This window comes from Microbacterium sp. zg-Y625, assembly GCF_030246925.1.
Lineage (GTDB): Bacteria > Actinomycetota > Actinomycetes > Actinomycetales > Microbacteriaceae > Microbacterium > Microbacterium jiangjiandongii.
Genome location: NZ_CP126740.1, coordinates 3,098,449 through 3,120,920, shown reverse-complemented (window position 1 = coordinate 3,120,920; position 22,472 = coordinate 3,098,449). Strand labels below are relative to the sequence as shown.

Genomic DNA, 22,472 nt, shown 5'->3' with positions numbered 1-22,472 from the left:
GACGCCCGCCCCGAGAAAGGCACATTCATGGTCATCACGTCGGTCAACCCGGCAACGGAAGAGGCCATCGCCACCTTCGAGCTCCACACGGCCGAACAGGTCGAGCAGAAGCTCACCGCGGCGGTCACCGCGCAGCGCGCCTGGCGTCGCACTCCTGTCGAGGAGCGCACCGCACTTCTCACCCGCATCGCCGAGGTGCTGCGAGAGGGCGCGGAGGAGTACGCGCAGATCATCACGCGTGAGATGGGCAAGCCCATCACCGAAGCCCGCGCCGAGATCGAGAAGTGCGCCGTCACGCTGGACTACTACGCCGAGCAGGCTCCGAAGTTCCTCGCCGATGAGCGCATCGCGTCGAACGCGAGCGAAAGCGGGGTGGTGTTCGACCCGCTCGGTGTCGTACTCGCGATCATGCCGTGGAACTACCCGTTCTGGCAGTTCTTCCGCTTCGCAGCCCCCGCCCTGGCAGCAGGTAACGCTCCGTTCCTCAAACACGCCAACAACGTGCCCGAGGCGGCGCTCGCCGTCGAGGAGATCGTGCGCAAGGCCGGCGCTCCCGAGGGGCTCTGCACCACGGTGCTGATCGAGTCGCACCGCGTCGCCGGGCTCATCGAGGACGACCGCATCGCTGCGGTGACGCTCACCGGGTCCACGCAGGTGGGCAGGATCGTCGCCTCTCAGGCGGGCAAGGCACTGAAGAAGCAGGTGCTCGAGCTGGGCGGATCCGACCCCTTCATCGTCCTCGCCGGCGCAGACATCGCGGAGGCCGCCCGGGTGGCTGTCAAGGCGCGCTTCACGAACGTCGGTCAGAGCTGCGTCAACGCGAAGCGGTTCATCGTGGAGGAGCCGGTGGCCGACGAGTTCGTCGCCGCTTTCGTGGAGCATGCGTCCGCGCTGAAGGTCGGCGATCCGCGTGAGGGCGACACCCACATCGGCCCCCTGGCGCGCGGCGACCTCCGTGATGAGCTCCATGACCAGGTGCTCCGCACTCTCGCGGACGGACGCGCGGTTCTCAAGCTCGGCGGCGCGCCCCTGGAAGGCCCGGGCTACTTCTATCCGCCGACGATCATCGACCACGTCGAGCCGGGGGATACCGCCTTCGAGGAGGAGACGTTCGGTCCCGTCGCCGCCATCATCCGCGCGCGCGACGTCGAGCACGCCGTCGAGCTGGCGAACGACACGGAGTTCGGGCTCGGTGCCTCGCTGTGGACGCAGGACCTGGAGCTCGCGCGCACCCTGACGCGTCGGATCGACGCGGGCGCCGTATTCGTGAACGGCATGGTCGTCTCGGACGCCCGTCTGCCCTTCGGCGGCATCAAGGCGTCGGGGTACGGCCGTGAGCTGGGCGACTACGGTCTGCGCGAGTTCGTCAACATCAAGACGGTGTGGATCGGGCCTGCGACGAATGCCGCTCCGGTTGCCGCAGAGAAGATCGGCGAGTGAACCGATGACCGCCCCTTCCGTCGGGACGTGCCCCACCCCGTCCCTGACCAGCGATCTCGCCCGCTCGTGGCTTCTCGTCTCGGCGCGAGACGTCGAGCGGTTCGCCCCCGCGGCCGAGGGCGATGCGGACGAAGTGATCCTCGATATCGAGGATGCCGTTGACCCCTCCTTCAAGGATGCCGCTCGGCGCGACGTCGTGGCCTGGCTGTCGGCCAACAGCGCCTGGGTGCGCATCAACTGTCGCGAGAGCCCGCACTGGGATGACGACGTCGCGGAGTTGCGTGGCTCCCCGGGGCTCCGCGGGGTCGTCCTCGCGAAGGTCGAATCGGCGGCCGCCGCCACGGAGACCTTCGTGGCGCTCGGGCGCACCGTTCCCGTCGTCGCGCTCATCGAGTCCGCGCTGGGGATCGAAGAGGCGGTCGCCATCGCGCGTGCGGAGGGTGTCATGCGCCTGGCGTTCGGCAGCGGCGACTATCGGCGCGACACCGGCGCGAGCGCGGACGATCTGGCGATGGCATACCCTCGGTCGCGGCTTGTCGTCGCGTCCCGTATCGGGGGGCTCCCCGGTCCCATCGACGGTCCCACCGTCACTCCGGGGCTTTCGCTGCTGCGGGAGCAGTCAGCGGTCGGGGTTTCCCACGGGATGACGGGCAAGCTCTGCCTCTTCCCGGAGCAGGCGAGTGTCGTGAACGAGTCGTTCAGCCCGTCCCGGTCCGACGTGGCCTGGGCGCGGGGGTTCCTCGCCGACTTCGACGAGCGGGGCGGCGTGGTCCGCGACGGCAGTGACCTGCCCCGGCTTGGACGAGCACGACGTATTGAAGAGCTCGCCCTCGCCTTCCGCCTGAGCGTCGACTGACGCCGGCCCGGAAATCGCGCTTGATCGCCTCCACGCGCCGTTGACCGCGCTCAGCAGCAGCCACGGCTCGATGACCAGGTTGATGACGATGTGCGCCACGATGACCGGCAGCGCGATCCGGTCCGAGAGCAGGTAGGTCGCCCCCAGCGCCGCGCCCAGGGCGGTCGTGGCCGCGATGACGGGAACGATGATCGTGGCATCGCGGGAGAACATCACCCACACCGAGTGAGCCAGCCCGAAGGCGATCGCCGCGCCGATCACCTGCAGCACAACGCCGGCGCCGAGCTGATCGAGCCCGTCCATCAGGAACTTTCGGAACAGCAGCTCTTCGAGGGTTCCTGTGACCAGCGCCAGCGGGATCGCGAGGAGCTTCAGCCCCGATAGCCGTGTGGCGTGGTGCCGGACGAAAGGCACCGCCCACAACGTGTAGAGGACGTACCCGATCACCACGAGGGTGGCTGCCGCCCAGCCCCAGGGGATCGTCGCGGCCTCCGAGCTGAATCCCAGCAGGTCCGAGACGAACCACTCCGGATCCCGCAGCCACCACAGGGTGAGGGGGATCGCCATTCCTGCGGTCGTGCCGACGATCAGCCATCCCGTCAGTCGACGGGGCGTGAGGTTGCGCAACGGAGGGCCTTCCGGTTTGAGATGTTTATTATCGCACAGTCGTGCGAGAATAGCGGAGTCCGAGTCCGAGTCCGGGAGGAGGCGAGTGGATGCCGAAGATCGTCGACCACGACGCGCGACAGCTGGCGATCACGCGCGCAGTGGCGCGTCTGATCGAGCGGGACGGCATCCACGCGGTGTCGGTTCGTTCGGTGGCGGCCGAGGCGGACATGCAGCCCTCGACGCTGCGCCACTACTTTCCCAGTAGCGATCAGATGCTCGCTGCGACCATCGCGATGGTCCGCGACGATCAGGTCGCACGGCTCGCGGCGCTCGATGCCACCGGCAGCGCGCAGGGAGACATCCGGCAGGCGTGGCTGCAGGCCCTGCCCTTGGATGCCACGCGGCGCACGGAAGCCCACGTGTGGCTCGCGGTGACTGCCACCGCCCGCACCACCGCGCTGCGAGCGGTGGTCCACGACATCAACGCGGGGCTCGGCCACCTGTGCGAGGCGACCGCCCGCGTGTTCGCGCCGCACTCCGACATCGGGCAGGAAGCGCTGTGCCTGCGGGCGTTCACCGACGGGCTCGCGGTCAATGCCGTCAGCGACCCAGATACCTTCACCGCTGAACGCGTGGCTGGCGCCCTGGACCGGTACCTCGCCCACCTCCGTGGGTGACCGCGTCACATCGTGTCGGGGCGGCACCTTCCTCTCCTGGGGGCCAGGATACCCGGCCGGCCCGGCCGGGCGATGGCGGAGGTCGTGGCCAACCACCGTGACGAGAGCTTCGGCCGTGCGTTCGCCGTTTCATCGAGCACGCCGTGTCCGTTCGCTGAGCACCGGCGGTTCCGCTGATTCCCCGGAATCACCATGACGACGTCGCGACCGGCACGGCAGTATGGGGGGATGGACCTCAGCGCCGAGAGCACATTCCCGACCCGGTACCCCGGTGCCCCCGGAACGCGTGTGGAGGGATGCTCCCGTGCTGCCTGACCCGCGCGCTCGCCGCGTGAGCGGCCGGGTCCGTCTGGTCGACGGCTCCGGTCGTCCTCTCGCCGGTGCCGCCGCCACGGTGGAGCAGACCGCCCACGCGTTCGGGTTCGGCAACATCGGATTCGACTTCGTGGAATGGATCGGCGGCGCACCCGAGTCACCCGACGGACGGGAGATCGAGTTCTTCGGCGGCGCGCTGCCGCCGGACCCCCAGCGTCTGGCAGCGGACTTTGTGGAGCTGTTCAACTCCGTCACGCTGCCGTTCTACTGGCGGGGATACGAGCCGGTGCGCGGCCGCACCGAGAGCCTGCGACTTCGGCGGACCGCCGAATGGTTCGGCGAGCGCGGCGTCACGGTCAAGGGGCATCCCCTGGTGTGGCACACCCTCACCCCGCCGTGGTTGCTCGCCCTCGACGACGACGAGGTCGAGGCCGCTCTCCGCGCACGCATCCGCGACATCGTGACCGGATTCGCCGGCGTCATCAACCTGTGGGATGCCATCAACGAGGCGGTCATCCTCCCGGTCTTCACCGCCGAGGCCAATGCCGTGACACGACTCGCGCAGCGCAAGGGCCGGCTGGGCATGATCGCGCTGGCCTTCGAGGAGGCCCGCGCCGCCAATCCCGCCGCGCGGCTCGTCCTCAATGACTTCGACCTGTCGGAGGACTACGAGCGGCTCATCTCGGAGTGCCTGGAGGCGGGTATCGAGATCGACGCCCTCGGGCTGCAGACCCACATGCACCAGGGGTACCGCGGCGAGGAAGGCGTGTGGGAGGTGATGGAGCGGTTCGCCCGGTTCGGGCTGCCGCTGCAGCTGACCGAGACGACGCTTCTGTCCGGCGACCTGATGCCGCCGCACATCGAGGACCTCAACGACTACGTCGTCGACGAGTGGCCCTCGACGCCGGAGGGTGAGGCGCGGCAAGCCGACGAGATCGTGCGCCACTACCGCACGGTCTTCGCCCACCCCGCCGTCGAGTCGCTCACGTACTGGGGCATCACCGACCACGGCTCGTGGCTCGGCGCCCCGGTGGGGCTGCTGCGCGCGGACGGTTCGCGAAAGCCCTCGTTCGATGCCCTCCGCGGACTGATCCGCGACGAGTGGTGGCTGGCCGCGACGCCGGTCACCGCCGACGCCGACGGTGTCGTCGACGTGGCGGGGTATGCCGGCAGCTATCGCGTGCACGTCGGGCAGGATGCCGTCGACGTCGCCCTGACGGAGGATGCCGGCACGGTCGAGGTCGTGGCGGGTTGAGCCGCCCCGGTAACGCCCGGGCGAATCAGCTGCGCGTGCGCAGATCCTGACGGTTGGCGTTCGACGGTATAGCTGTCAGGCCACACAGGAACACCGTCAGCATGGCGTAGGCCAGCGTCATCACGATCGGCCGAGTGACCAGCAGCACCGCCAGCACGCCTCCGAACCACGACCTCGCGACCGGTCCCTCCGGCGCCCACGCCCCGGAAGTGATGGTGGCGCGTGCTGGTGCGGATGCCCTAGGAATAGTGCATAGACCTGGCGACTCGAATGGACCGACCGTCGCTGTCGTCCGTTCCACGGGCGGGATGTGCACGCGACCGGCAGTGAAGGAGCGGATGTGTCGAAGAAGAAGACCGCGGGCGACTCGAACTGGTGGGGCACGTTCGTCGCACTCATCCTCGACATACCCCCGTTTGCGGTGTGGGCAGCCAACCATGATCACGATGACGACGAACCGGGGCCGTTCGCCCGGCGCCCGCGCCCCACGAAGGACGACCCGAAGCCCGGACCGTGACCATCACCTTCGACAGCGGCCGCCACGAGCAGCTGCTGGCATCACTCAGGGACGCTGCCATCGAGAGGGATCCACGACGGAGCGGGTGAACGCGCCCCTCACCGGACGAATTCAGGGTGAGGTGAGAAAGTCTCAACTCGCCTGAGAAGTCACATTGGAGGGGCTGACGGGAATCGAACCCGCGCTATCTGCTTGGGAAGCAGAAGTTCTGCCATTGAACTACAGCCCCATGCATCGCCAAGGCGACGCGGGGTCAGCTTAGCAAAGGCAACTGCGTGCTCGCGCCGATAGGCTGGGCGCGTGCTGCTGAGCGACCGCGACATCCGACTCGAGATCGACGAAGGCCGTATCGGCCTGGAGCCCTGGATGCCCGAGATGGTGCAGCCCTCGAGCGTCGACGTGCGGCTCGACCGCTACTTCCGGTTGTTCGACAACCACAAGTACCCCTTCATCGATCCCGCCGAGGACCAGCCCGAGCTGACGCGCCTCATCGAGGTCGACCCGAACGAACCGTTCATCCTGCATCCCGGCGAATTCGCCCTCGGGGCGACGTTCGAGCAGGTGACCCTGCCCGACGACGTCGCCGCCCGCTTGGAGGGCAAGTCCTCGCTCGGCCGGCTCGGCCTGCTCACGCACTCCACGGCCGGCTTCATCGACCCCGGCTTCACCGGGCACGTGACGCTGGAGCTGTCGAACGTCGCGACCCTGCCGATCAAGCTGTGGCCAGGGATGAAGATCGGCCAGCTCTGCTTCTTCCGCCTGTCCTCCGCGGCGGAGAACCCGTACGGTTCGGGCCCTTACGGAAACCGCTACCAGGGTCAGCGCGGCCCGACGGCATCGCGGTCGTCGCTGAACTTCCACCGCACCGACGTCGGCGCCAGCAACCTGGGGTCGATCGGCGCCTGACGCCGCGGGTGGGTCGCCGCGGATCCCCGCCCTGCCACATTCCCCGCCGGCCGTGCAACCGCGCGCATCTCGGCGCCCGCTTCGTTAGCGTGTCGGCGGTGAGCCCCGACACGACCTCGATCAGCACGCCCGAGAACAGCGGCCCCGCGGCGCCGGCCACCACCGCCCCGGCCGATCCCGAGAAGGCGCCCCGCTTCCGCGCGCGCCCGTGGGTCATCGGCCCCGCCGCCGCGGTGACACTCGTGTTCAGCGCCTTCGCGATCTTCTTCCCGGCCCAGGCGGAGGTCTTCTTCGGCACGATCCAGGGCGCGATCGTCGACGCGTTCAGCTGGTACTACGTCGCAATCACGGCGTTCTTCGTCGCCTTCTGCCTCTTCCTCGGCTTCAGCCGGTTCGGCGACATCCGCCTCGGCCGCGACGACGACAAGCCGGAGTTCTCCACGCCCGCCTGGTTCTCGCTGCTGTTCGCAGCGGGCATGGGGATCGGGCTGGTGTTCTACGGCGTGAGCGAGCCGCTCAGTCACTTCGTCGACCCCAAGCCCGGCGTCGACGGCACGACCGCCCAGCTGAGCCAGGCCGCACTCACGCAGACGTACCTGCACTGGGGCGTGCAGGCCTGGGCCATCTACGTCGTCGTCGGCCTGGCGCTCGCCTACGCGATCCACCGTCGCGGCCGACCGCTGTCGATCCGCTGGGCGCTCGAGCCCATCGCGGGACGCCGGGTGCGCGGCGGGTGGGGCGACGCGATCGACACCGTCGCGCTGGTCGGAACGCTCTTCGGCGTCGCGACGAGCCTCGGTCTCGGCGTGCTGCAGATCAGCTCGGGCCTGTCGGCGGCCGGGCTCATCGAGAATCCCGGCATCTTCGAGCAGATCATCATCATCGCGGTGATCACCGCGGCGGTGCTGTTCTCGGTGCTCTCCGGAGTCACCCGGGGAATGAAATGGCTGTCGACCACGAACCTCATGCTCGCGGCGGCACTGCTGCTGTTCGTCCTGTTCGCCGGTGACACCTTCTATCTGCTGCGGGAGTGGGTGCAGTCGATCGGCGCCTATCTGCAGAACTTCGTCGGTCTGAGCTTCAGCGTGAGCGCCTTCCAGGGCGCCGCGGGCCAGGAGTGGCAGGCGGCCTGGACCGCCTTCTACTGGGGCTGGTGGATCTCGTGGGCGCCGTTCGTGGGCATCTTCATCGCGCGCGTCAGCCGCGGACGCACGGTGCGCGAGTTCGTCATGGGCGTGCTGATCGTCCCGACGCTGCTCGGCATCCTGTGGTTCGCGGTGCTGGGCGGTTCTGCGGTGCAGATCGAGACGGCGAACCCCGGCGCCATGACGGATGCCGACGGCTCGGTCGACATCGAGGGCTCCCTCTTCCAGCTGTTCCAGTACCTGCCGGCACCCCTGCTCCTGACGATCGGGGCGCTGGTGCTCATCGCGCTCTTCTTCGTCACGTCAGCCGACTCGGGCGCGCTGGTGATGGGCATGATCGCGAGCGGCGGCAACCCCGAGCCCAGCAAGCCGGTGCGCGTGGGCTTCACCCTCATCACCGCCGTCCTGGCCGTCGCCCTGCTGGTGGCGGGCGGACTCGTGGCGCTGCAGACGGCGGCGATCATCATCGCCCTTCCGTTCAGCGTGGTCATGCTGCTGATCTGCTGGTCGCTGGTCGTGGCGTTCCGCCGGGAGCGCAACGCCTACGAGCACGCGCGGCGCGAGCAGTTCGTCGAGCGCATCGGCGAGCACTACGGCCTGGAGGTCGAGCTGCCCAACGAGGAGGGCGTCCGCCCGCCCGGATGGACACGGCGGTTCAGCCGACCCCGCGGGCGCTGAGCGGCGGGCGCTGAGCGGCGGGCGCTGAGCGCCTGCGTTCTCATCAGGTGCGGGGCGGTGCCTTCACGGGCAGCAGCAGCACGAATCCCAGCAGCAGCACGCAGGCGATGCCGAGGATGCCGAAGGCCGTGACCCCGGTGAGGGTGATCAGGGTCGCCCAGAGCAGGGACGTCATCCACCCCGCAGCGCGGCCGGTCGTGGCGTACAGGCCGAAGATCTCCCCCTCGCGTCCAGCAGGGGTGAGGCGGGCGAGGAAGGAGCGCGATGCCGACTGCGCCGGGCCGACGCAGGCGCACAGGGCCAGGCCGCCGATCCAGAAGACGATGGTTCCGGCATCCACCAGCACGAAGACCGCGGTGGCCATGAGCACCATCGCGCCCAGTGACCACAGGATGACCGTCTTGGGGCCGAAGAGGTCGTCGAACCGCCCGACGATGAGGGTCGACACGCCGGCGATGAGGTTCGCCGCGATGCCGAAGATCACGAGGTCGAGGAACTCGAACCCGAAGACGCTGCCGGCGATGATGGCGCCGAACGTGAACACGCCGCTCAGTCCGTCGCGGAAGACCGCGCTGGACAGCAGGAACCAGAACGTCGGTCGCGACTGCGGCGAGCGGTACAGGGCGATGACGTCGCGCACGAGCAGGCCATAACCGCGCAGCAGGCCGACGCGTCGCTCGGGTCGGCCGGCCGACGGCTCCGGCACGCTCAGGAAGATCGGGATCGAGAAGGCGAGGGTCCACAGGGCGCAGCCCACCGCGATGATGCGGAAGGGCAGTCCACCGTCCTCGCTCAGGCCGAACCAGTCCGACATGTAGAAGACGACGACGAGGATCAGGGCCACGATGCCACCCAGGTAGCCGAAGCCCCAGCCGAGACCCGAGATGCGCCCGATGTTTCGCGGCGTCGCGATGCCGATGAGCATGGCGTTGTAATTGACGCCGGCGATCTCGCTGAACACGGTGCCGGCGGAGATGAGCGCGACGCCCAGCCAGAACAGCGCGGGGGCCGGCTCCACGAACCACAGCAGCGCCATGCTCATGACGAGCCCGCCGGTGCCGATTCCGAGCCACAGCTTCTGGCGTCCGGCCGCATCGGCCTGCTGGCCCAGCACGGGGGCGAGCGCCAGGATCAGCAGCCCCGCGATCGTGGTGCCCCAGCCGAGCCCCGCGGCCAGTCCCGCCTCGGCGACTTCTTTCACCCGGTCGTCGTCGGGGAGGGCCGCGATGTCGGCGGGGAGGAACGCGTCGGTCGTGAGGTACAGCGCGGTGAAGATGAAGGTGAGGATCACCGTGTTGAACGGCTGCGCCGCCCAGTCCCACAGCGCCCACGCCAGCAGCGTCTTGCGCGGTGCGGGGGTGTCGCGTCGAAGGCCGAGGCCCATCACGGGCAGCGCGTCGGTGTCAGCGGTGGCGGGCAGGTGAGGGGCCTCGCCGGGCGGGGTGCTCATCCGCGCACATTATCGTGACGCGGGGGCCTGCGCGCGGCGGCACGGTGCACGGTGTGTCGGATCCGGGATGCCGCTCAGATCGCGGCAGCCGCGTCGGCCGTCCGCGCTCGGCGCTTCTCGCGGACGACAGAGCCGACCGAACCCGCGGCGTAGAGGAACAGCCCTCCGGCGGCGACCGCCAGCACCACGGTGCGGTCGGAGCCACGCAGCGCGTTGTTGACCCAGCCCAGCAGGGGCAGGCTGTACCAGAGGGTCCCGCGGATCTGCACCGCCTGCACGGGTTCGGGATCGACGGCGGCGTTGTTGTCGCCCTTCGTGATGAAGGTGAGCTCGCCATCGGCGTACGTCTTGGACACCACGCGGTGGCTCACCACCGCGGCTTCGCCGGAGCGGATCTGGTAGGTGATCACGTCGCCCACCGCGATGTCGTCGACCGGTGTCGGCTTGATCACGACGAGGGAGCCCGGGGGTAGCCGCGGCTCCATCGACTGGGTCAGCACGGTCATGGCGGTTCCCCCGACGACTGCGGGAAGGCCCACGACAGCAACGGCGATGCCGAGGAGAAGGATCAGCAGCGATGCGCTGAGCGACACGCCGACCTGCTGCAGCAGGCTGCGGTCGCGCGTCTGCGCGGCACGGTAGGTGCGGCGGGAGTCGAGCTCGGCCGGGAGGGGCGAGGGGGCGGTCACCGTCATGCGCAGTCGGCCCGTGAGATCAACAGCGTGCCGGAGCGCTCCACCGCGACGGTGGCGCTCAGGAGCGCGGTGGTTCCGTAGGCCCCTTCCTTCGCGCGGATCGCGATGGCGTGGGCGCCGTTGCCGTCGAGGTGCTTGCCTTCGATGGTGACCGCCGCTGCGGCGCCGGAGGCGCGGACGACCTTGAGCACGCTGTCGGTGGTGGTGTCCACGACCTCGTAGGTGATCTCGGCGCCGGCGGGACGGTTGACCGGTGCGTTCCAGGTGAGTTCCACTGCCGGGAAGCCGAACACGCTGTCCTTCTTGCACGTCACCGCGCCGGCGGCGGCCAGCTGGTAGACGCTCTGGGTCACGGTGCCGGTCGTGGCCGTCGCGGTCCAGCTGGTCCCCACCGCTCCGGTTACGCGGAACGCGGCCGTGACGCTCTGGCCCTGCAGCGCGGCGTTGCTGGTGGCGCTGTCGCGCCCTTCGATGCGGGTCGCGACGCAGACGACCACGCTGGCCCCGGAGGCGAGCGAGCGTGCGGCGGCGGGAAGGGCGGGCGCGGGGTTGGCCAGCGTGGTCTTGACCGCATCGGCGGGAACGGCGCCTGCGCAGTTGCCGGTCCACAACGTGAGCGTGGTCTTCTGAGCCAGTGCGGGGCTGCCGGTCAGATCGGTGGCGAGGCTGTACGACAGCGGTGTGCCGCCGGTGTTCTTGATCGAGAGCGAGCCCGAGACGGCTGTCGACGATGTCCCGGTGTACTGGTACGTCGTGGTGAGCGCGCCGCCCTGGGCGATCGTCGTGGCCGGAGTCGCGGCGGACGCGGTGGCGGTGAGGGATGCACTGGCCGACCAGGCGGCCACGGCCACGCCGGAGCCACCCAGCACCGCGAGGGTGACCAGGGCGGCGATGGGGCCGAGGCGGCGGCGGGTCACGGCTGAACCTGCGTTCCGGAGACGGTCAGGGTGAGGGTGGATGCCGCGGCGCCGGCCGCGGCCGCGGGGGCGTCTGCGGGGAGCGTCAGCCCGAGGCACACGCGCTGGGTCGCGCCCGGCGCGAGGGTTCCGGCGCTGGCGGGGGCGGCACCCAGGGCGACGGTGGTCATCGGCGTGACGGCGGCGTCGCAGCGGCCCGACGCGGAGAGCGGGGCGACGGTCACCCGCAGGGCGGTGGTGAAGGCGTTCGGCGCTGCGCTCGTCGTCGCCTGGAAGGCGAGCGCGAGTGGCACCGTGCCCGTGTTGCGCACGTCGGTCGCGCCGTGTGCGGCGCGACCGGGGTACAGGCCCGAGGCGGTCAGCCCGGGGTCGGTGACCTGCAGGCCGGCCGAGCCGGCCTGCAGGGTCGTCGCCGCGGCGGCGGGGGCGCTCACCGACCATGCGGCATACGTCCCCCCGCCGGCGAGGATGCCGAGCACGATGACACCGGCCGTCCCGAGCGCTGCCTTCAGCATGCGTGCCGGGGCCGCGGCGCGACGCTGTGCGCGTCGGGCGGCGTGGCGTGCGCTGCGTCGGGACATCGGGTTCCTCAGGACTTCAGTGGTGGGTCAGCGGCCGGGGTGGGCTCGCCGTGCGGCGAGCCCGGGTATTCAGTCGGTGGCCTGCGTGAGGGACACGGTCATGGCGCTGAGGTCCACGGAGCCGTTCATCGCCGCGTTGTCCGCGCCGGCGGCGCCGTTCGGGAACGCGATCGTGACCGTGACGGTGACGTCCTCGCTGATGACACCGCCACCGGGGGTGACGGTGAAGGAACCGTCGCGGTTGTCGGTGATGCGCTTGTCCTCGGTCGCGACGGCGAGTTTTGCCTCGGCGTTGAGCAGGCCGGCGAGCACGTCGTTGGCGAATTGCTGGTCGGTGTTATCCGCTTTGACGGGGGCGATCGAGCCGCCGGTCAGCGCCAGCTGGGCCTCCAGGCTGTCGCCCTCGGCCTCGATCTGCATGGTCTTGGTGTAGGTGAGCACGTCACCGGGCGACACGGCGTAGCCGGCGATGTCGATCGGGGTGGCCGCTCCGTTGGCCGTCCACGTGCCGCCCTGGTCGTCGCTGGTCACCTTGAGGTTGCCGGCGACGACGACGTCCTGCGGGGTGTGGGTGGCGATGGCGTTCCAGCTGGCGAAGGTGCCCGCGCCTCCGAGGAGCAGGGCGACACCGGCAGCGGTGGCGATCGAGGCCTTGGTGATCTTGTTCATGTCGTATTCCTTCTTCGAGGCTTGTGGCCGCGTCTTCGAGGGCCGGGTGAGTCGGACCGGGTGGTCCGTCCGCAGCGTTCGTGGCGACAACCACAGTCTTCGCCCCCGACCGCAAGCGCCTGCGGGGGAAGCGAGAGGGATGGCGCAAGATCGGGGCAACGGATGCTGAGGCGACGGCCGCCGACGACCGATGGGCAAGGAACCCTCAAGAAAAACGCAAGAAACACGCCCGCGCCGCGCGTCCGGCGGAGTTTCGTGCAGCGTCCCGCGCGACTCAAAACTCCAAACTTGATACCTCACGGCTCAAGTTCAATTGACATCGATGGGGTCGCCGCGTACCCTTGAGTCATCGCGGCTCAGGTTCGGGCCGCCCCAGACTTTTCTGTTCCACACGAAGGAGAAACACATGGCACGTGCAGTCGGAATCGACCTCGGCACGACCAACTCGGTCGTCAGCGTCCTCGAGGGCGGCGAGCCCAAGGTCATCGCGAACGCGGAAGGCTTCCGCACGACCCCGTCGGTCGTGGCCTTCACCAAAGACGGTGAGGTGCTCGTCGGTGAGACCGCCAAGCGCCAGGCCGTCACCAACGTCGACCGCACCCTGACCTCCGTCAAGCGCCACATGGGCACCGACTGGAAGACCCAGTCGATCGACGGCAAGGCCTACACGCCGCAGGAGATCTCGGCGCGCATTCTGCAGAAGCTGAAGCGCGACGCCGAGCAGTACCTGGGTGACGCGGTGACGGATGCCGTCATCACGGTCCCCGCGTACTTCAACGACGCCGAGCGCCAGGCCACCAAGGAGGCCGGCGAGATCGCGGGCCTCAACGTCCTGCGCATCATCAACGAGCCCACCGCCGCCGCCCTCGCCTATGGCCTGGACCGCGGCAAGGAGGACGAGCTGATCCTCGTCTTCGACCTCGGTGGTGGCACGTTCGACGTCTCGCTGCTCGAAGTGGGCAAGGACGACGACTTCTCGACCATTCAGGTGCGCTCGACCGCCGGCGACAACCGCCTCGGCGGTGACGACTGGGACCAGCGTCTCGTCGAGTACCTCATCAAGCAGTTCAAGGACACCACCGGTGTCGACGTCTCCGGCGACAAGATCGCCCTCCAGCGTCTGAAGGAAGCCGCCGAGCAGGCCAAGAAGGAGCTCTCCAGCTCCACCTCGACCTCGATCAACCTGCCGTACCTGTCCCTGACGGACTCGGGCCCGGTGTCGCTGTCGGAGACCATCACCCGCGCGAAGTTCGAGGACCTCACCAAGGACCTGCTGGACCGCACCAAGAAGCCCTTCGAGGACGTCATCCGCGAAGCCGGCATCAAGGTCGGCGACATCGACCACGTCGTGCTCGTGGGTGGCTCCACCCGCATGCCCGCCGTGTCGGAGCTCGTCAAGCAGGAGACCGGCAAGGAGCCCAACAAGGGCGTCAACCCGGACGAGGTCGTCGCCGTCGGCGCGGCCCTGCAGGCAGGTGTCCTCAAGGGTGAGCGCAAGGACGTGCTGCTCATCGACGTGACCCCCCTGAGCCTCGGCATCGAGACCAAGGGCGGCATCATGACCAAGCTCATCGAGCGCAACACGGCCATTCCGACCAAGCGCAGCGAGACCTTCACCACGGCCGACGACAACCAGCCGTCGGTGGCGATCCAGGTCTTCCAGGGCGAGCGCGAGTTCACCCGCGACAACAAGCCGCTGGGCACCTTCGAGCTCACCGGCATCGCGCCCGCTCCGCGCGGCATCCCGCAGGTCGAGGTCACCTTCGACATCGACGCCAACGGCATCGTGCACGTGTCCGCCAAGGACAAGGGCACCGGCAAGGAGCAGTCGATGACCATCACGGGTGGCTCGTCGCTGCCCAAGGAGGACATCGACCGCATGGTGCGCGAGGCCGAGGAGCACGCCGCCGAGGACAAGAAGCGCCGCGAGTCCGCCGAGACCCGCAACCAGGCCGAGACGCTCGCGTACTCCGTCGACAAGCTGATCAAGGACAACGACGACAAGCTGCCCGCCGAGGTCAAGTCCGACGTGCAGGCCGACGTCGACGCGCTGAAGACGGCTCTCGCCGGTGACGACGACGACGCGGTCAAGACGGCGTTCGACAAGCTCAGCCAGTCGCAGGGCAAGCTGGGCGAGGCGATCTACGCGTCGAGCCAGGCCCAGGGTCAGAACCCCGACCCGGCGGCGACCGACCCGGGCAACGGCGAGGTGCCGAACCCCGAGGAGGACGTCATCGACGCCGAGGTCGTGGACGACGAGGACGAGAAGAAGTAGAGAATCAAGACATGACGGACAAGGACTTCGAAGAGCCCATCGACGAGGTCCCCGGTGACGAGGGGTCGGAGGCGCGAGCCTCCGACCCCGACTCGCACGGGGCCGAGGCTGCGGCATCCGCAGCTGACAGCGAGGGCGAAGCGGAACTGACCATCGACGACATCCTCGCGGCCGTGCAGTCGGACGAGGCCGCCGGCGCCGACGCGGATGCGGGTGCGGGTGCGGTGAAGGGCGACGAGCCGGACCTGCTCGTGGACCTCAAGCGGGTGCAGGCGGAGTACGCCAACTACCGGCGCCGCACCGAGGAGCAGCGCGACGTGGAGGTGGAGCGAGCCCGCGGCTCGGTGGCGCGCAGCCTGCTGCCCGTGCTCGACGACCTCGACCGTGCCGAGAAGCACGGGGACCTGGTCGAGGGCGCGCCGTTGGCCGCCATCGCCGACAAGCTGCGCGGTATCGTGGCGAAGCTGGGAGTCGAGCGCTACGGCGCCGCCGGCGACGCGTTCGACCCGCAGCAGCACGAGGCGATCTTCCAGGCCCCGACGCCCGGCACCGAAACCCCGACGATCCTCGAGGTCGTCGAGGTGGGGTACCGGCTGGGGATCACCGAGCTGCGCCCGGCGAAGGTCGTCGTCGCCGTCCCGGCCGAGTAGGGCGGCACCTCGATGGCGAGTCAAGACTGGTTCGACAAGGACTTCTACTCCGTCCTCGGGGTGAGCAAGGACGTCACGGACGCCGATCTGAAGAAGACGTACCGCAAGCTGGCCCGCAAGTACCACCCGGATTCCAATCAGGGCGATGCTGCGGCCGAGGCGAAATTCAAGGAGATCAGCGAGGCGTACGCCGTGCTGAGCGACTCTGAGCAGCGAGCCGAATACGACCAGATCCGCGCCATGGGCTCTGGCGCCCGCTTCACGGCGGGCGGCCAGGGTGCCGGCGGGTTCGAGGACGTCTTCAGCGCGTTCGGTCAGGGCCGGGGCGGCGGAGCGCGCTTTCAGTCCGCCGACGACTTCGATGACATCTTCTCGATGTTCAACCAGCAGCCCGGCGGCCGCTTCGGCTCCGGGCGGTTCGGCCAGACGTCGGGCGGATTCCGCGGGTTCGGCGGGCCGACCAAGGGCGGCGACGTCACCGCGCGCACGACGATCGACTTCCTCACCGCCACCAAGGGGGAGACGATCACGCTGCAGGGCGAGGACGGCAAGCCGTTCAAGGTGAAGATCCCCGCGGGGGTCAGGGACGGGCAGAAGATCCGTCTGCGTGGCCGCGGGCGTCCGTCGCCCGACGGTGGGGAGAACGGCGACATCGTCGTGTCGGTCACCGTTCGCCCACACCCGGTGTTCACCCGCGATGGGCTCAACCTGCGGGTGACGGTGCCGGTCACTTTCACCGAGGCCGTGCTCGGCGCGACGATCGAAGTGCCGACGCTCGGGGGAGACCCGGTCAAGCTGCGAGTGGCGCCCGGTACGCCCTCCGGACGCGTGCTGCGCGTCAAGGGCCGCGGGGTCGCGACCTCGAAGGGCACGGGCGACCTGCTCGCCGAGGTGCAGATCGCGGTGCCGTCGCACCTCGAGGGCGAGGCCCGGGAAGCGCTCGAGCGGTTCCACGAGCTCGAGCCGAAGGACAACCCCCGCGCCGACCTCATGCAGAAGGCGCGCGGCTAGCTCGGCGGCGGCTGAGCCACGACCGATGGGGGCGAGCGGATGAACGACGAGATCGACGAGGACATGCCGATCTTCGCGATCGCGGTCGCGGCGGAGCTGTCGGGAATGCACCCACAGACGCTCCGTCAGTACGACCGCATCGGCCTCGTCGTGCCCGCGCGCACGCAGGGCGGTTCGCGGCGTTACTCGCCGCGCGATGTGGAGCAGCTGCGAGAGGTCGCGCGGCTGTCGGCCGAGGGCATGAGCCTGCCCGCGATCGCGCGCATCGTGGAGCTCGAGAACCAGGTGCGCGACCTGCGGCGCCAGGTGCGCGAGCTCGAGCACCGTGTGCGCACCGAGATCGAGAACCGTCCCGGCGCGCGCGTGTTCGCCGCCGGTCCGAGCGGCGGCGTCATCACGCTGCGCCACGGCAAACGCGTGCGGCGCGCCACCGACATCGTGCTGTGGCGCCCGCGGCATCCTGACGCGAACTGACCGCGCGCCGCGTCGGCAACTGGGCAAAGAACCGCCCCGCACGACTCGTGCGGGGCGGTTCTTGCGTCTGCGCGACGGATCTCGAGGGTTGCCGCGCGCCCCACCCCCCGCTGCCGAGTGAGTATTCGCGTCGCCGAGTGAGTATTCGCGTCGCGGATCTACGCCGCGGTCGCGGTGGCGTCCCCGATCTCGCCGACGAGGACCTCCAGGACGTCCTCGAGGTACAGCAGGCCCACCGTGCGGCCGTCGGCATCCAGGCTGCGGGCCACGTGTGCGCCGCGCCGGCGGAGGATCGCCATGGCATCCTCGAGCTCGGTCGCCCGGTGCACGGTCGCGAGGCGCCGCAGCCGCTTCTCCGGGATGGGGCTGCGGAACTGGTCCGGAGCGTCGAGGTCCATCACGTCCTTCATGTGCACGTAGGCCACCGGCTCGCCGTCGGTGCCCGCGATGACGTAGCGCGAGAAGCCGTGCTCGGCGACGGCGCGCTGCACGTCCGCCGGCGTCGCACCAGCCGGCAGCAGCACCAGCTCGCCCAGGGGGACGTCGACGTCGGCGACGGTCTTCTCGGTGAACTCGAACGCTCCGGCGAGGGTGCCCGAAGCATCCACGAGGGTGCCTTCGCGGCGCGACTGCTCCACGATGTTCGCCACCTCATCGAGCGTGTAGGTGCTCGTCGCCTCGTTCTTCGGCTGCACGCGGAACAGGCGCAGGATGCCGTTCGCGACGGCGTTCAGCGTCCAGATGACCGGCTTGAGCACCTTCGCCACCGCGACGAGCGCCGGGGCGAGGATGAGCGCGGCGCGGTCGGGCACCGAGAACGCGATGTTCTTCGGGACCATCTCGCCGAACACGACGTGCAGGAACGTCACGAGCGCCAGGGCGATGGCGAACGCCACCACGCTGATGATCTCGGGGGTGAGGCCGGTGAGTCCCAGCGGGATCTCCAGCAGGTGGTGGATCGCCGGCTCCGACACGTTCAGGATCAGCAGCGAGCAGACGGTGATGCCGAGCTGGCTGGTGGCCAGCATGAGGGTCGCGTGCTCCATGGCCCACAGGGTCGTCTTGGCCGCCTTGCTGCCGCGGGCGGCGCGAGGCTCGATCTGCGAGCGGCGGGCGGAGATGACGGCGAACTCGGCGCCGACGAAGAAGGCGTTGGCGATCAGCAGCACGAAGAGCCACACGATGCCCCAGACATCCTCACTCATGGCGGGCTCCCTTCACGAGGGCGTCGACGGTTCGGTCGTGGTCGGTCATGAGGCTGGGGTCGTGCTCCGGGTCGTCGGGCATGTAGCGCAGGCGCACGATGCGGTGTCCGTCGATGCGCTCGACCCGTAGCGTGCCGCCGGCGATGCGCACCTCGTCGCCCAGTTCGGGCAGGCGCTCCAGCACGTCGGTGACATACCCGCCGGCCGTCTCGTAGTCGCCCTCCTCCGGAATCTCGATGCCGGTGCGGTCGAGCACCTCGTCGGGGCGCCAGCTGGCGTCGAACGTGACCGAGCGACCGGAACGCAGGATGCCGGTGCGCGTGCGGTCGTGCTCGTCCTCCAGCTCGCCGACGATCTCCTCGACGAGGTCCTCGAGGGTGACGATGCCGGCGGTGCCGCCGTACTCGTCGCCGACGACGGCGATCTGCAGGCCTTCGGTGCGCAGCACCGTGAGCAGGTGATCGGCTCCCATGCCCTCGGGCACGGTGCGCACGTCGCTCATGAGGGCGTCGGCCCGGGTGCCGCTGCGCTTCTCGAGGGGAACGGCGAACGCGTGCTTGACGTGCACGACGCCGACCACGCGGTCGGGGGTGCCGTCGATGACGGGGAACCGGGAGAATCCGGTGGTCCGCGACTGGGCGATGACGGTGTCTGCCGTGTCGGCGATGTCGACTGTGGCCATCCGCACGCGCGGGGTCATGACCTCGGACGCGTCGTGCTCGGCGAACCGCAGCGTGCGTCGCAGCAGCTGCGCGTCGGACTTGTCGAGCAGGCCCGCCGTGGCGGAGTGCCGGATGAGGTACGACAGCTCATCCGCGCTGCGCGCGCCCGAGAGCTCCTCCTTCGGTTCGATGCCGACGGCGCGGATGATCGCGTTCGCGGTGTTGTTGAACAGCAGGATGAGCGGCTTGAACACCGCGGTGAAGGCCCGCTGGAACGGCGTGACGATCTTCGCCGTGGCCAGCGGAACGGCGAGGGCGAAGTTCTTCGGCACGAGCTCGCCGATGATCATCGAGAAGAGTGTCGCGATCAGGATGCCGGTGACGGCGCCGATCGGGCCGACCGCCCCCTCGGGAAGGCCGAGGTTGAGCAGCGGCTGGCGCAGCAGGCTGCTGATCGCCGGCTCGAAGGTGTACCCCGTCAGCAGCGTCGTCAGCGTGATGCCGAGCTGCGCGCTGGAGAGGTGGGTCGACGTGATCCTCAGTGCGGAGATGGTGCCATCGAGGCCCCCCTCGCCGCGCGCACGTCGCGCCTCGAGCTCGTGGCGGTCCAGGTTCACCAGCGCGAACTCGCTGGCGACGAACAGGCCGGTTCCGATGGTCAGGACCAAGCCGATGCCGAGCATGATCCACTCGTTCATTCTTCACACCCCCTGACCGATGAACGTGCCGCCGGAGCGGCTGGGCAGTCAGAGGGCGCGGGACTATGAGAGGGGGGGTCGTCCATGATGGGTCAAGGCTAGACAGGCCGCCGATCCGCAAGCTGGGAAAACGCCTACCCGCTCGCGAGTGAGTATTCGTGTTGCCGAGTGAGTATTCGCGCCGTCGAGTGAGTATTCGCTGCGTCGAGTGAGCGACCACGACGGGTTACCGCGACATACCGCGCAGTCGGTATGCTGTCGATCACGCACCGCCGCGCGCGAACGAACGAGGAGGTTCGGATGCAGATCACCGGAGCCGTGCTCGAAGTCTCGGGGGCGACCGCGCCGTTCGCGGCATCCCGCCCGTTCACCATCGGGCCGCTCGAGCTCGACGACCCCGGCCACGGCGAACTGCTCGTGCGCATCGAGGCGGCCGGGGTGTGTCACTCCGACCTCAGCGTCGTCGATGGCAACCGCCGCCGCCCCACGCCGATGCTGCTCGGCCACGAGGCCGCGGGCATCGTCGAACGGGTGGGGCCCGGGGTCGACGACCTCCGCCCCGGCGTGCGCGTGGTCATGACGTTCCTGCCCCGCTGCGGCGCCTGCGCGGGGTGCGCGACCGACGGCCGCCTGCCGTGTGAGCCCGGAACCGCCGCCAATTCCGCCGGCACACTCGTCGGAGGCGGTATGCGACTGCGCCGACGGCGCGACGGCGGTGTGGATGCCGGCGCGCACGTGTTCCACCACCTCGGGGTGAGCGGCTTCGCCAGCCACGCCGTCGTCAGCCGCACCTCCGTCGTGCCGGTGCCCCCGGACGTGCCGGCCGAGATCGCCGCGCTCCTGGGCTGCGCCGTGCTCACGGGCGGCGGTGCCGTGCTGAACGCCGCGCGTCCGGCATCCGGTTCGGTGATCGCGATCGTGGGGCTCGGCGGGGTCGGCATGGCCGCGCTGCTGGTCGCCGTCGCGCTGGGGCTCGACGTGATCGGCGTCGACGCCGTGCCGGCCAAGCTCGACCTCGCGCGGGAGCTCGGTGCCATGGAGGCGCTCTCGCCGGCGGATGCCGTGGCGCGCGGCATCCGCACCCCGAGCGCGATCGAGGCGGCGGGGTCGGCGCGCGCGTTCGAGACCGCGCTGGCGCTGACCGCGCCCGGCGGAACGACCGTGACCGTGGGGCTTCCGGGGCCCGATGCGCGGGCCGAGGTCTCGCCGCTGCAGCTGACCGCCGAGGCGCGCACCGTCATCGGGAGCTACCTCGGCTCCGCCGTGCCTGCCCGGGACATCCCGCGCTACGTCGAGATGTGGCGGGCGGGCCGGCTGCCGTTGGAGCGTCTCGTGACCTCCCGCATCGGCCTCGACGACATCGATGTCGCGATGGACCGCCTCGCCGCCGGTGGCGAACTGCGTCAGCTCATCGTCTTCTGATCCGTCTTCTGAAACCCGACGAAAGGACCTTGCATGACTTCCTCTTCTTCTCCCTCCCGCACCGCGATCGTCACCGGGGCCGCACGCGGCATCGGCGCCGCGACGGCTCGCCGCCTCGCCGCCGCCGGTCACGCGGTCGCCGTGCTCGACCTCGACGCGGACGCGTGCGCCGACACCGTCGCCGCGATCGAAGCCGACGGGGGCCGCGTCCTCGCCGTCGGGGCGAACGTCGCGGATGTCGCTGCCGTGGCATCCGCCGTCGACACGGTCGTCGCCGAGCTCGGGGCGCCGACCATCCTCGTGAACAATGCGGGGATCATCCGCGACAACATGCTGTTCAAGATGAGCGAGGACGACTGGGATGCCGTGATGACGGTGCACCTGCGGGGCGCCTTCGTCATGACGAAGGCCGTGCAGGCGCACATGGTCCAGGCGGGCTGGGGGCGCATCGTGAACCTGTCGTCGACGTCGGCGCTCGGCAACCGGGGGCAGGCGAACTACGCCGCGGCGAAGGCCGGGATGCAGGGGTTCACCAAGACCCTCGCGATCGAGCTGGGGCGGTACGGGGTGACGGCGAACGCCGTGGCGCCGGGGTTCATCCAGACCGACATGACCCGCGCGACCGCCGAGCGGATGGGGGTCTCGTTCGAGGACTTCGTCGCGGCGATGGCGAAGGAGATCCCGGTGGGGCGGGGTGGGACTCCCGAAGACGTCGCGACGGCGGTGGCGTTCTTCGCCGGGGAGGATGCCGGGTTCATCTCGGGCCAGGTGCTGTACGTGGCGGGCGGGCCCCGCGCATGATCGCGGCGGAGTCGCCGGCGACGCTGGCCGGGCTGGTGGGCGCAACGGCGACGGGGGAATGGTTCGAGATCACGCAGGAGCGGATCGCTGCGTTCGCCGAGGCGACGGAGGATCGGCAGTGGATTCACCTGGATGCCGAGCGTGCGGCATCCGGGCCCTTCGGGGGGACGATCGCGCATGGGTACCTGACGCTGTCGCTGCTGCCGCGGCTGACCGAGGGGCTGCTGCAGGTCGGCGGGGTCGCGATGGCGGTGAACTACGGCCTCGACAAGGTGCGGTTCCTGCAGCCGGTGCTCGCGGGGTCGCGGGTGCGGGCGGTGACCGAGCTCGCGTCGGCGGACGAGACGCCCCAGGGGGTGCGGGTGGGGATGCGCACGACCGTTGAGATCGACGGGGGACGCAAGCCCGCGCTGATCGCCGAGACGCTGGCCCTGCTGGTCCCCGCGCCCGCTCGCGAGTGAGTATTCGCGCTGCCGAGTGAGTATTCGCGCTGCCGAGTGAGTATTCGTCGCCAATACTCACTCGGCGCGCTGAATACTCACTCGAGACATCGAATACTCACTC

Annotated in this window: 22 protein-coding genes, 1 tRNA gene and 1 pseudogene; 14 read left to right on the top strand and 10 right to left on the bottom strand. The window is 69.7% G+C overall.

Annotated elements, in window-relative coordinates; translation table 11 throughout:
- Nucleotides 1–27: 27 nt before the first annotated feature.
- Both QNO14_RS14570 and QNO14_RS14565 read left to right on the top strand, forming a co-directional pair.
- On the top strand, nt 28–1,440 hold the full coding sequence (locus QNO14_RS14570) for an NAD-dependent succinate-semialdehyde dehydrogenase (RefSeq protein WP_257506430.1): 1,413 nt from the start codon (nt 28–30) through the stop codon (nt 1,438–1,440).
- A 4-nt stretch (nt 1,441–1,444) separates the two neighbouring features.
- The gene (locus QNO14_RS14565; RefSeq protein ID WP_257506431.1) at nt 1,445–2,296 is read left to right on the top strand and encodes an HpcH/HpaI aldolase/citrate lyase family protein; all 852 of its coding nucleotides are present in this window, start codon (nt 1,445–1,447) and stop codon (nt 2,294–2,296) included.
- 84 nt (nt 2,297–2,380) lie between these two features.
- On the opposite strand, the pseudogene QNO14_RS14560 reads toward QNO14_RS14565, so the two are convergent.
- Nucleotides 2,381–2,863 (bottom strand): annotated as a pseudogene (locus QNO14_RS14560) (CPBP family glutamic-type intramembrane protease); the annotation flags it as partial.
- A 149-nt stretch (nt 2,864–3,012) separates the two neighbouring features.
- Between QNO14_RS14560 and QNO14_RS14555 the strand changes: the two are divergent.
- On the top strand, nt 3,013–3,582 hold the full coding sequence (locus tag QNO14_RS14555; RefSeq protein WP_257506432.1) for a TetR/AcrR family transcriptional regulator: 570 nt from the start codon (nt 3,013–3,015) through the stop codon (nt 3,580–3,582).
- Between the two features lie 304 nt (nt 3,583–3,886).
- Nucleotides 3,887–5,152 carry an endo-1,4-beta-xylanase gene (locus QNO14_RS14550; RefSeq protein WP_257506433.1) on the top strand — a complete coding sequence of 422 codons (1,266 nt, stop codon included), beginning with the start codon at nt 3,887–3,889 and terminating at the stop codon, nt 5,150–5,152.
- Between the two features lie 25 nt (nt 5,153–5,177).
- On the opposite strand, the gene QNO14_RS14545 is transcribed toward QNO14_RS14550, so the two are convergent.
- The gene (locus tag QNO14_RS14545) at nt 5,178–5,309 is read right to left on the bottom strand and encodes a hypothetical protein (protein ID WP_257506434.1); all 132 of its coding nucleotides are present in this window, start codon (nt 5,307–5,309) and stop codon (nt 5,178–5,180) included.
- A gap of 183 nt (nt 5,310–5,492) precedes the next feature.
- On the opposite strand from QNO14_RS14545, the gene QNO14_RS14540 reads away from it, so the two are divergent.
- A complete protein-coding gene (locus tag QNO14_RS14540; protein WP_257506435.1) occupies nt 5,493–5,669 on the top strand; it encodes a hypothetical protein in 177 nt (58 codons plus the stop codon).
- Nucleotides 5,670–5,824: 155 nt separating this feature from the next.
- Here the strand turns inward: QNO14_RS14540 and QNO14_RS14535 are convergent.
- Nucleotides 5,825–5,898: transfer RNA gene (locus QNO14_RS14535), tRNA-Gly, on the bottom strand.
- Between the two features lie 71 nt (nt 5,899–5,969).
- On the opposite strand from QNO14_RS14535, the gene dcd reads away from it, so the two are divergent.
- Nucleotides 5,970–6,575, top strand: a complete 606-nt coding sequence (gene dcd, locus QNO14_RS14530) for a dCTP deaminase (RefSeq protein WP_257494496.1) — start codon at nt 5,970–5,972, stop codon at nt 6,573–6,575.
- Between the two features lie 98 nt (nt 6,576–6,673).
- Nucleotides 6,674–8,398, top strand: a complete 1,725-nt coding sequence (locus tag QNO14_RS14525) for a BCCT family transporter (protein ID WP_374113981.1) — start codon at nt 6,674–6,676, stop codon at nt 8,396–8,398.
- 43 nt (nt 8,399–8,441) lie between these two features.
- Here the strand turns inward: QNO14_RS14525 and QNO14_RS14520 are convergent, their stop codons facing one another.
- The 5 genes from QNO14_RS14520 to QNO14_RS14500 all read right to left on the bottom strand — a co-directional run bounded on the left by QNO14_RS14520 (nt 8,442) and on the right by QNO14_RS14500 (nt 12,710).
- Entirely contained in the window at nt 8,442–9,848 is a 1,407-nt protein-coding gene (locus tag QNO14_RS14520; RefSeq protein ID WP_257506436.1) for an MFS transporter, read from the bottom strand.
- A 74-nt stretch (nt 9,849–9,922) separates the two neighbouring features.
- On the bottom strand, nt 9,923–10,543 hold the full coding sequence (locus tag QNO14_RS14515) for a signal peptidase I (protein ID WP_257506437.1): 621 nt from the start codon (nt 10,541–10,543) through the stop codon (nt 9,923–9,925).
- Nucleotides 10,540–11,460 (bottom strand): hypothetical protein, encoded by a 921-nt coding sequence (locus tag QNO14_RS14510; protein WP_257506438.1) that lies wholly within the window; start codon nt 11,458–11,460, stop codon nt 10,540–10,542. Before QNO14_RS14510 ends, QNO14_RS14515 begins: the two co-directional genes overlap by 4 nt.
- Entirely contained in the window at nt 11,457–12,041 is a 585-nt protein-coding gene (locus QNO14_RS14505) for a hypothetical protein (protein WP_257506439.1), read from the bottom strand. The genes QNO14_RS14510 and QNO14_RS14505 overlap by 4 nt, the downstream gene beginning before the upstream one ends.
- Before the next feature lie 69 nt (nt 12,042–12,110).
- Nucleotides 12,111–12,710: an alternate-type signal peptide domain-containing protein gene (locus QNO14_RS14500; protein ID WP_257506440.1), complete on the bottom strand. Its 600-nt coding sequence runs from the start codon at nt 12,708–12,710 to the stop codon at nt 12,111–12,113.
- Nucleotides 12,711–13,116: 406 nt separating this feature from the next.
- Between QNO14_RS14500 and dnaK the strand changes: the two genes are divergently transcribed.
- The 4 genes from dnaK to QNO14_RS14480 are packed head-to-tail and all read left to right on the top strand — an operon-like array spanning nt 13,117 to nt 17,120.
- Entirely contained in the window at nt 13,117–14,985 is a 1,869-nt protein-coding gene (gene dnaK, locus QNO14_RS14495; RefSeq protein ID WP_257494490.1) for a molecular chaperone DnaK, read from the top strand.
- Between the two features lie 11 nt (nt 14,986–14,996).
- Nucleotides 14,997–15,635, top strand: coding sequence for a nucleotide exchange factor GrpE (locus tag QNO14_RS14490; RefSeq protein WP_257506441.1), 639 nt, complete (start codon nt 14,997–14,999; stop codon nt 15,633–15,635).
- 12 nt (nt 15,636–15,647) lie between these two features.
- Nucleotides 15,648–16,646, top strand: coding sequence for a DnaJ C-terminal domain-containing protein (locus QNO14_RS14485; protein WP_257494488.1), 999 nt, complete (start codon nt 15,648–15,650; stop codon nt 16,644–16,646).
- Between the two features lie 39 nt (nt 16,647–16,685).
- Nucleotides 16,686–17,120, top strand: a complete 435-nt coding sequence (locus QNO14_RS14480) for a heat shock protein transcriptional repressor HspR (RefSeq protein WP_257494487.1) — start codon at nt 16,686–16,688, stop codon at nt 17,118–17,120.
- A 158-nt stretch (nt 17,121–17,278) separates the two neighbouring features.
- Here QNO14_RS14480 and QNO14_RS14475 read toward each other — a convergent pair whose 3' ends face one another.
- Nucleotides 17,279–18,325 carry a hemolysin family protein gene (locus tag QNO14_RS14475; protein WP_257506442.1) on the bottom strand — a complete coding sequence of 349 codons (1,047 nt, stop codon included), beginning with the start codon at nt 18,323–18,325 and terminating at the stop codon, nt 17,279–17,281.
- A complete protein-coding gene (locus tag QNO14_RS14470; RefSeq protein WP_257506443.1) occupies nt 18,318–19,685 on the bottom strand; it encodes a hemolysin family protein in 1,368 nt (455 codons plus the stop codon). Before QNO14_RS14470 ends, QNO14_RS14475 begins: the two co-directional genes overlap by 8 nt.
- A gap of 300 nt (nt 19,686–19,985) precedes the next feature.
- Here QNO14_RS14470 and QNO14_RS14465 point away from each other — a divergent pair, with 300 nt between their 5' ends.
- From QNO14_RS14465 to QNO14_RS14455, 3 genes are read left to right on the top strand one after another with little or no spacing between them, the layout of a single operon-like run.
- Nucleotides 19,986–21,107 (top strand): alcohol dehydrogenase catalytic domain-containing protein, encoded by a 1,122-nt coding sequence (locus tag QNO14_RS14465; RefSeq protein WP_257506444.1) that lies wholly within the window; start codon nt 19,986–19,988, stop codon nt 21,105–21,107.
- A 33-nt stretch (nt 21,108–21,140) separates the two neighbouring features.
- On the top strand, nt 21,141–21,908 hold the full coding sequence (gene fabG / locus QNO14_RS14460; protein WP_257506445.1) for a 3-oxoacyl-ACP reductase FabG: 768 nt from the start codon (nt 21,141–21,143) through the stop codon (nt 21,906–21,908).
- Entirely contained in the window at nt 21,905–22,369 is a 465-nt protein-coding gene (locus tag QNO14_RS14455) for a MaoC family dehydratase (protein ID WP_257494482.1), read from the top strand. Before fabG ends, QNO14_RS14455 begins: the two co-directional genes overlap by 4 nt.
- Nucleotides 22,370–22,472: the final 103 nt, after the last annotated feature.

Bases quoted from the DNA above. Each gene is read 5' to 3' on its own strand.
- QNO14_RS14570 (WP_257506430.1), top strand. From the start codon at position 28: ATGGTCATCACGTCGGTCAACCCGGCAACGGAAGAGGCCATCGCCACC.
- QNO14_RS14565 (WP_257506431.1), top strand. From the start codon at position 1,445: ATGACCGCCCCTTCCGTCGGGACGTGCCCCACCCCGTCCCTGACCAGC.
- QNO14_RS14555 (WP_257506432.1), top strand. From the start codon at position 3,013: ATGCCGAAGATCGTCGACCACGACGCGCGACAGCTGGCGATCACGCGC.
- QNO14_RS14520 (WP_257506436.1), bottom strand. From the start codon at position 9,848: ATGAGCACCCCGCCCGGCGAGGCCCCTCACCTGCCCGCCACCGCTGAC.
- QNO14_RS14515 (WP_257506437.1), bottom strand. From the start codon at position 10,543: ATGACGGTGACCGCCCCCTCGCCCCTCCCGGCCGAGCTCGACTCCCGC.
- QNO14_RS14505 (WP_257506439.1), bottom strand. From the start codon at position 12,041: ATGTCCCGACGCAGCGCACGCCACGCCGCCCGACGCGCACAGCGTCGC.
- QNO14_RS14500 (WP_257506440.1), bottom strand. From the start codon at position 12,710: ATGAACAAGATCACCAAGGCCTCGATCGCCACCGCTGCCGGTGTCGCC.
- dnaK (WP_257494490.1), top strand. From the start codon at position 13,117: ATGGCACGTGCAGTCGGAATCGACCTCGGCACGACCAACTCGGTCGTC.
- QNO14_RS14490 (WP_257506441.1), top strand. From the start codon at position 14,997: ATGACGGACAAGGACTTCGAAGAGCCCATCGACGAGGTCCCCGGTGAC.
- QNO14_RS14485 (WP_257494488.1), top strand. From the start codon at position 15,648: ATGGCGAGTCAAGACTGGTTCGACAAGGACTTCTACTCCGTCCTCGGG.
- QNO14_RS14480 (WP_257494487.1), top strand. From the start codon at position 16,686: ATGAACGACGAGATCGACGAGGACATGCCGATCTTCGCGATCGCGGTC.
- QNO14_RS14475 (WP_257506442.1), bottom strand. From the start codon at position 18,325: ATGAGTGAGGATGTCTGGGGCATCGTGTGGCTCTTCGTGCTGCTGATC.
- QNO14_RS14470 (WP_257506443.1), bottom strand. From the start codon at position 19,685: ATGAACGAGTGGATCATGCTCGGCATCGGCTTGGTCCTGACCATCGGA.
- QNO14_RS14465 (WP_257506444.1), top strand. From the start codon at position 19,986: ATGCAGATCACCGGAGCCGTGCTCGAAGTCTCGGGGGCGACCGCGCCG.
- fabG (WP_257506445.1), top strand. From the start codon at position 21,141: ATGACTTCCTCTTCTTCTCCCTCCCGCACCGCGATCGTCACCGGGGCC.
- QNO14_RS14455 (WP_257494482.1), top strand. From the start codon at position 21,905: ATGATCGCGGCGGAGTCGCCGGCGACGCTGGCCGGGCTGGTGGGCGCA.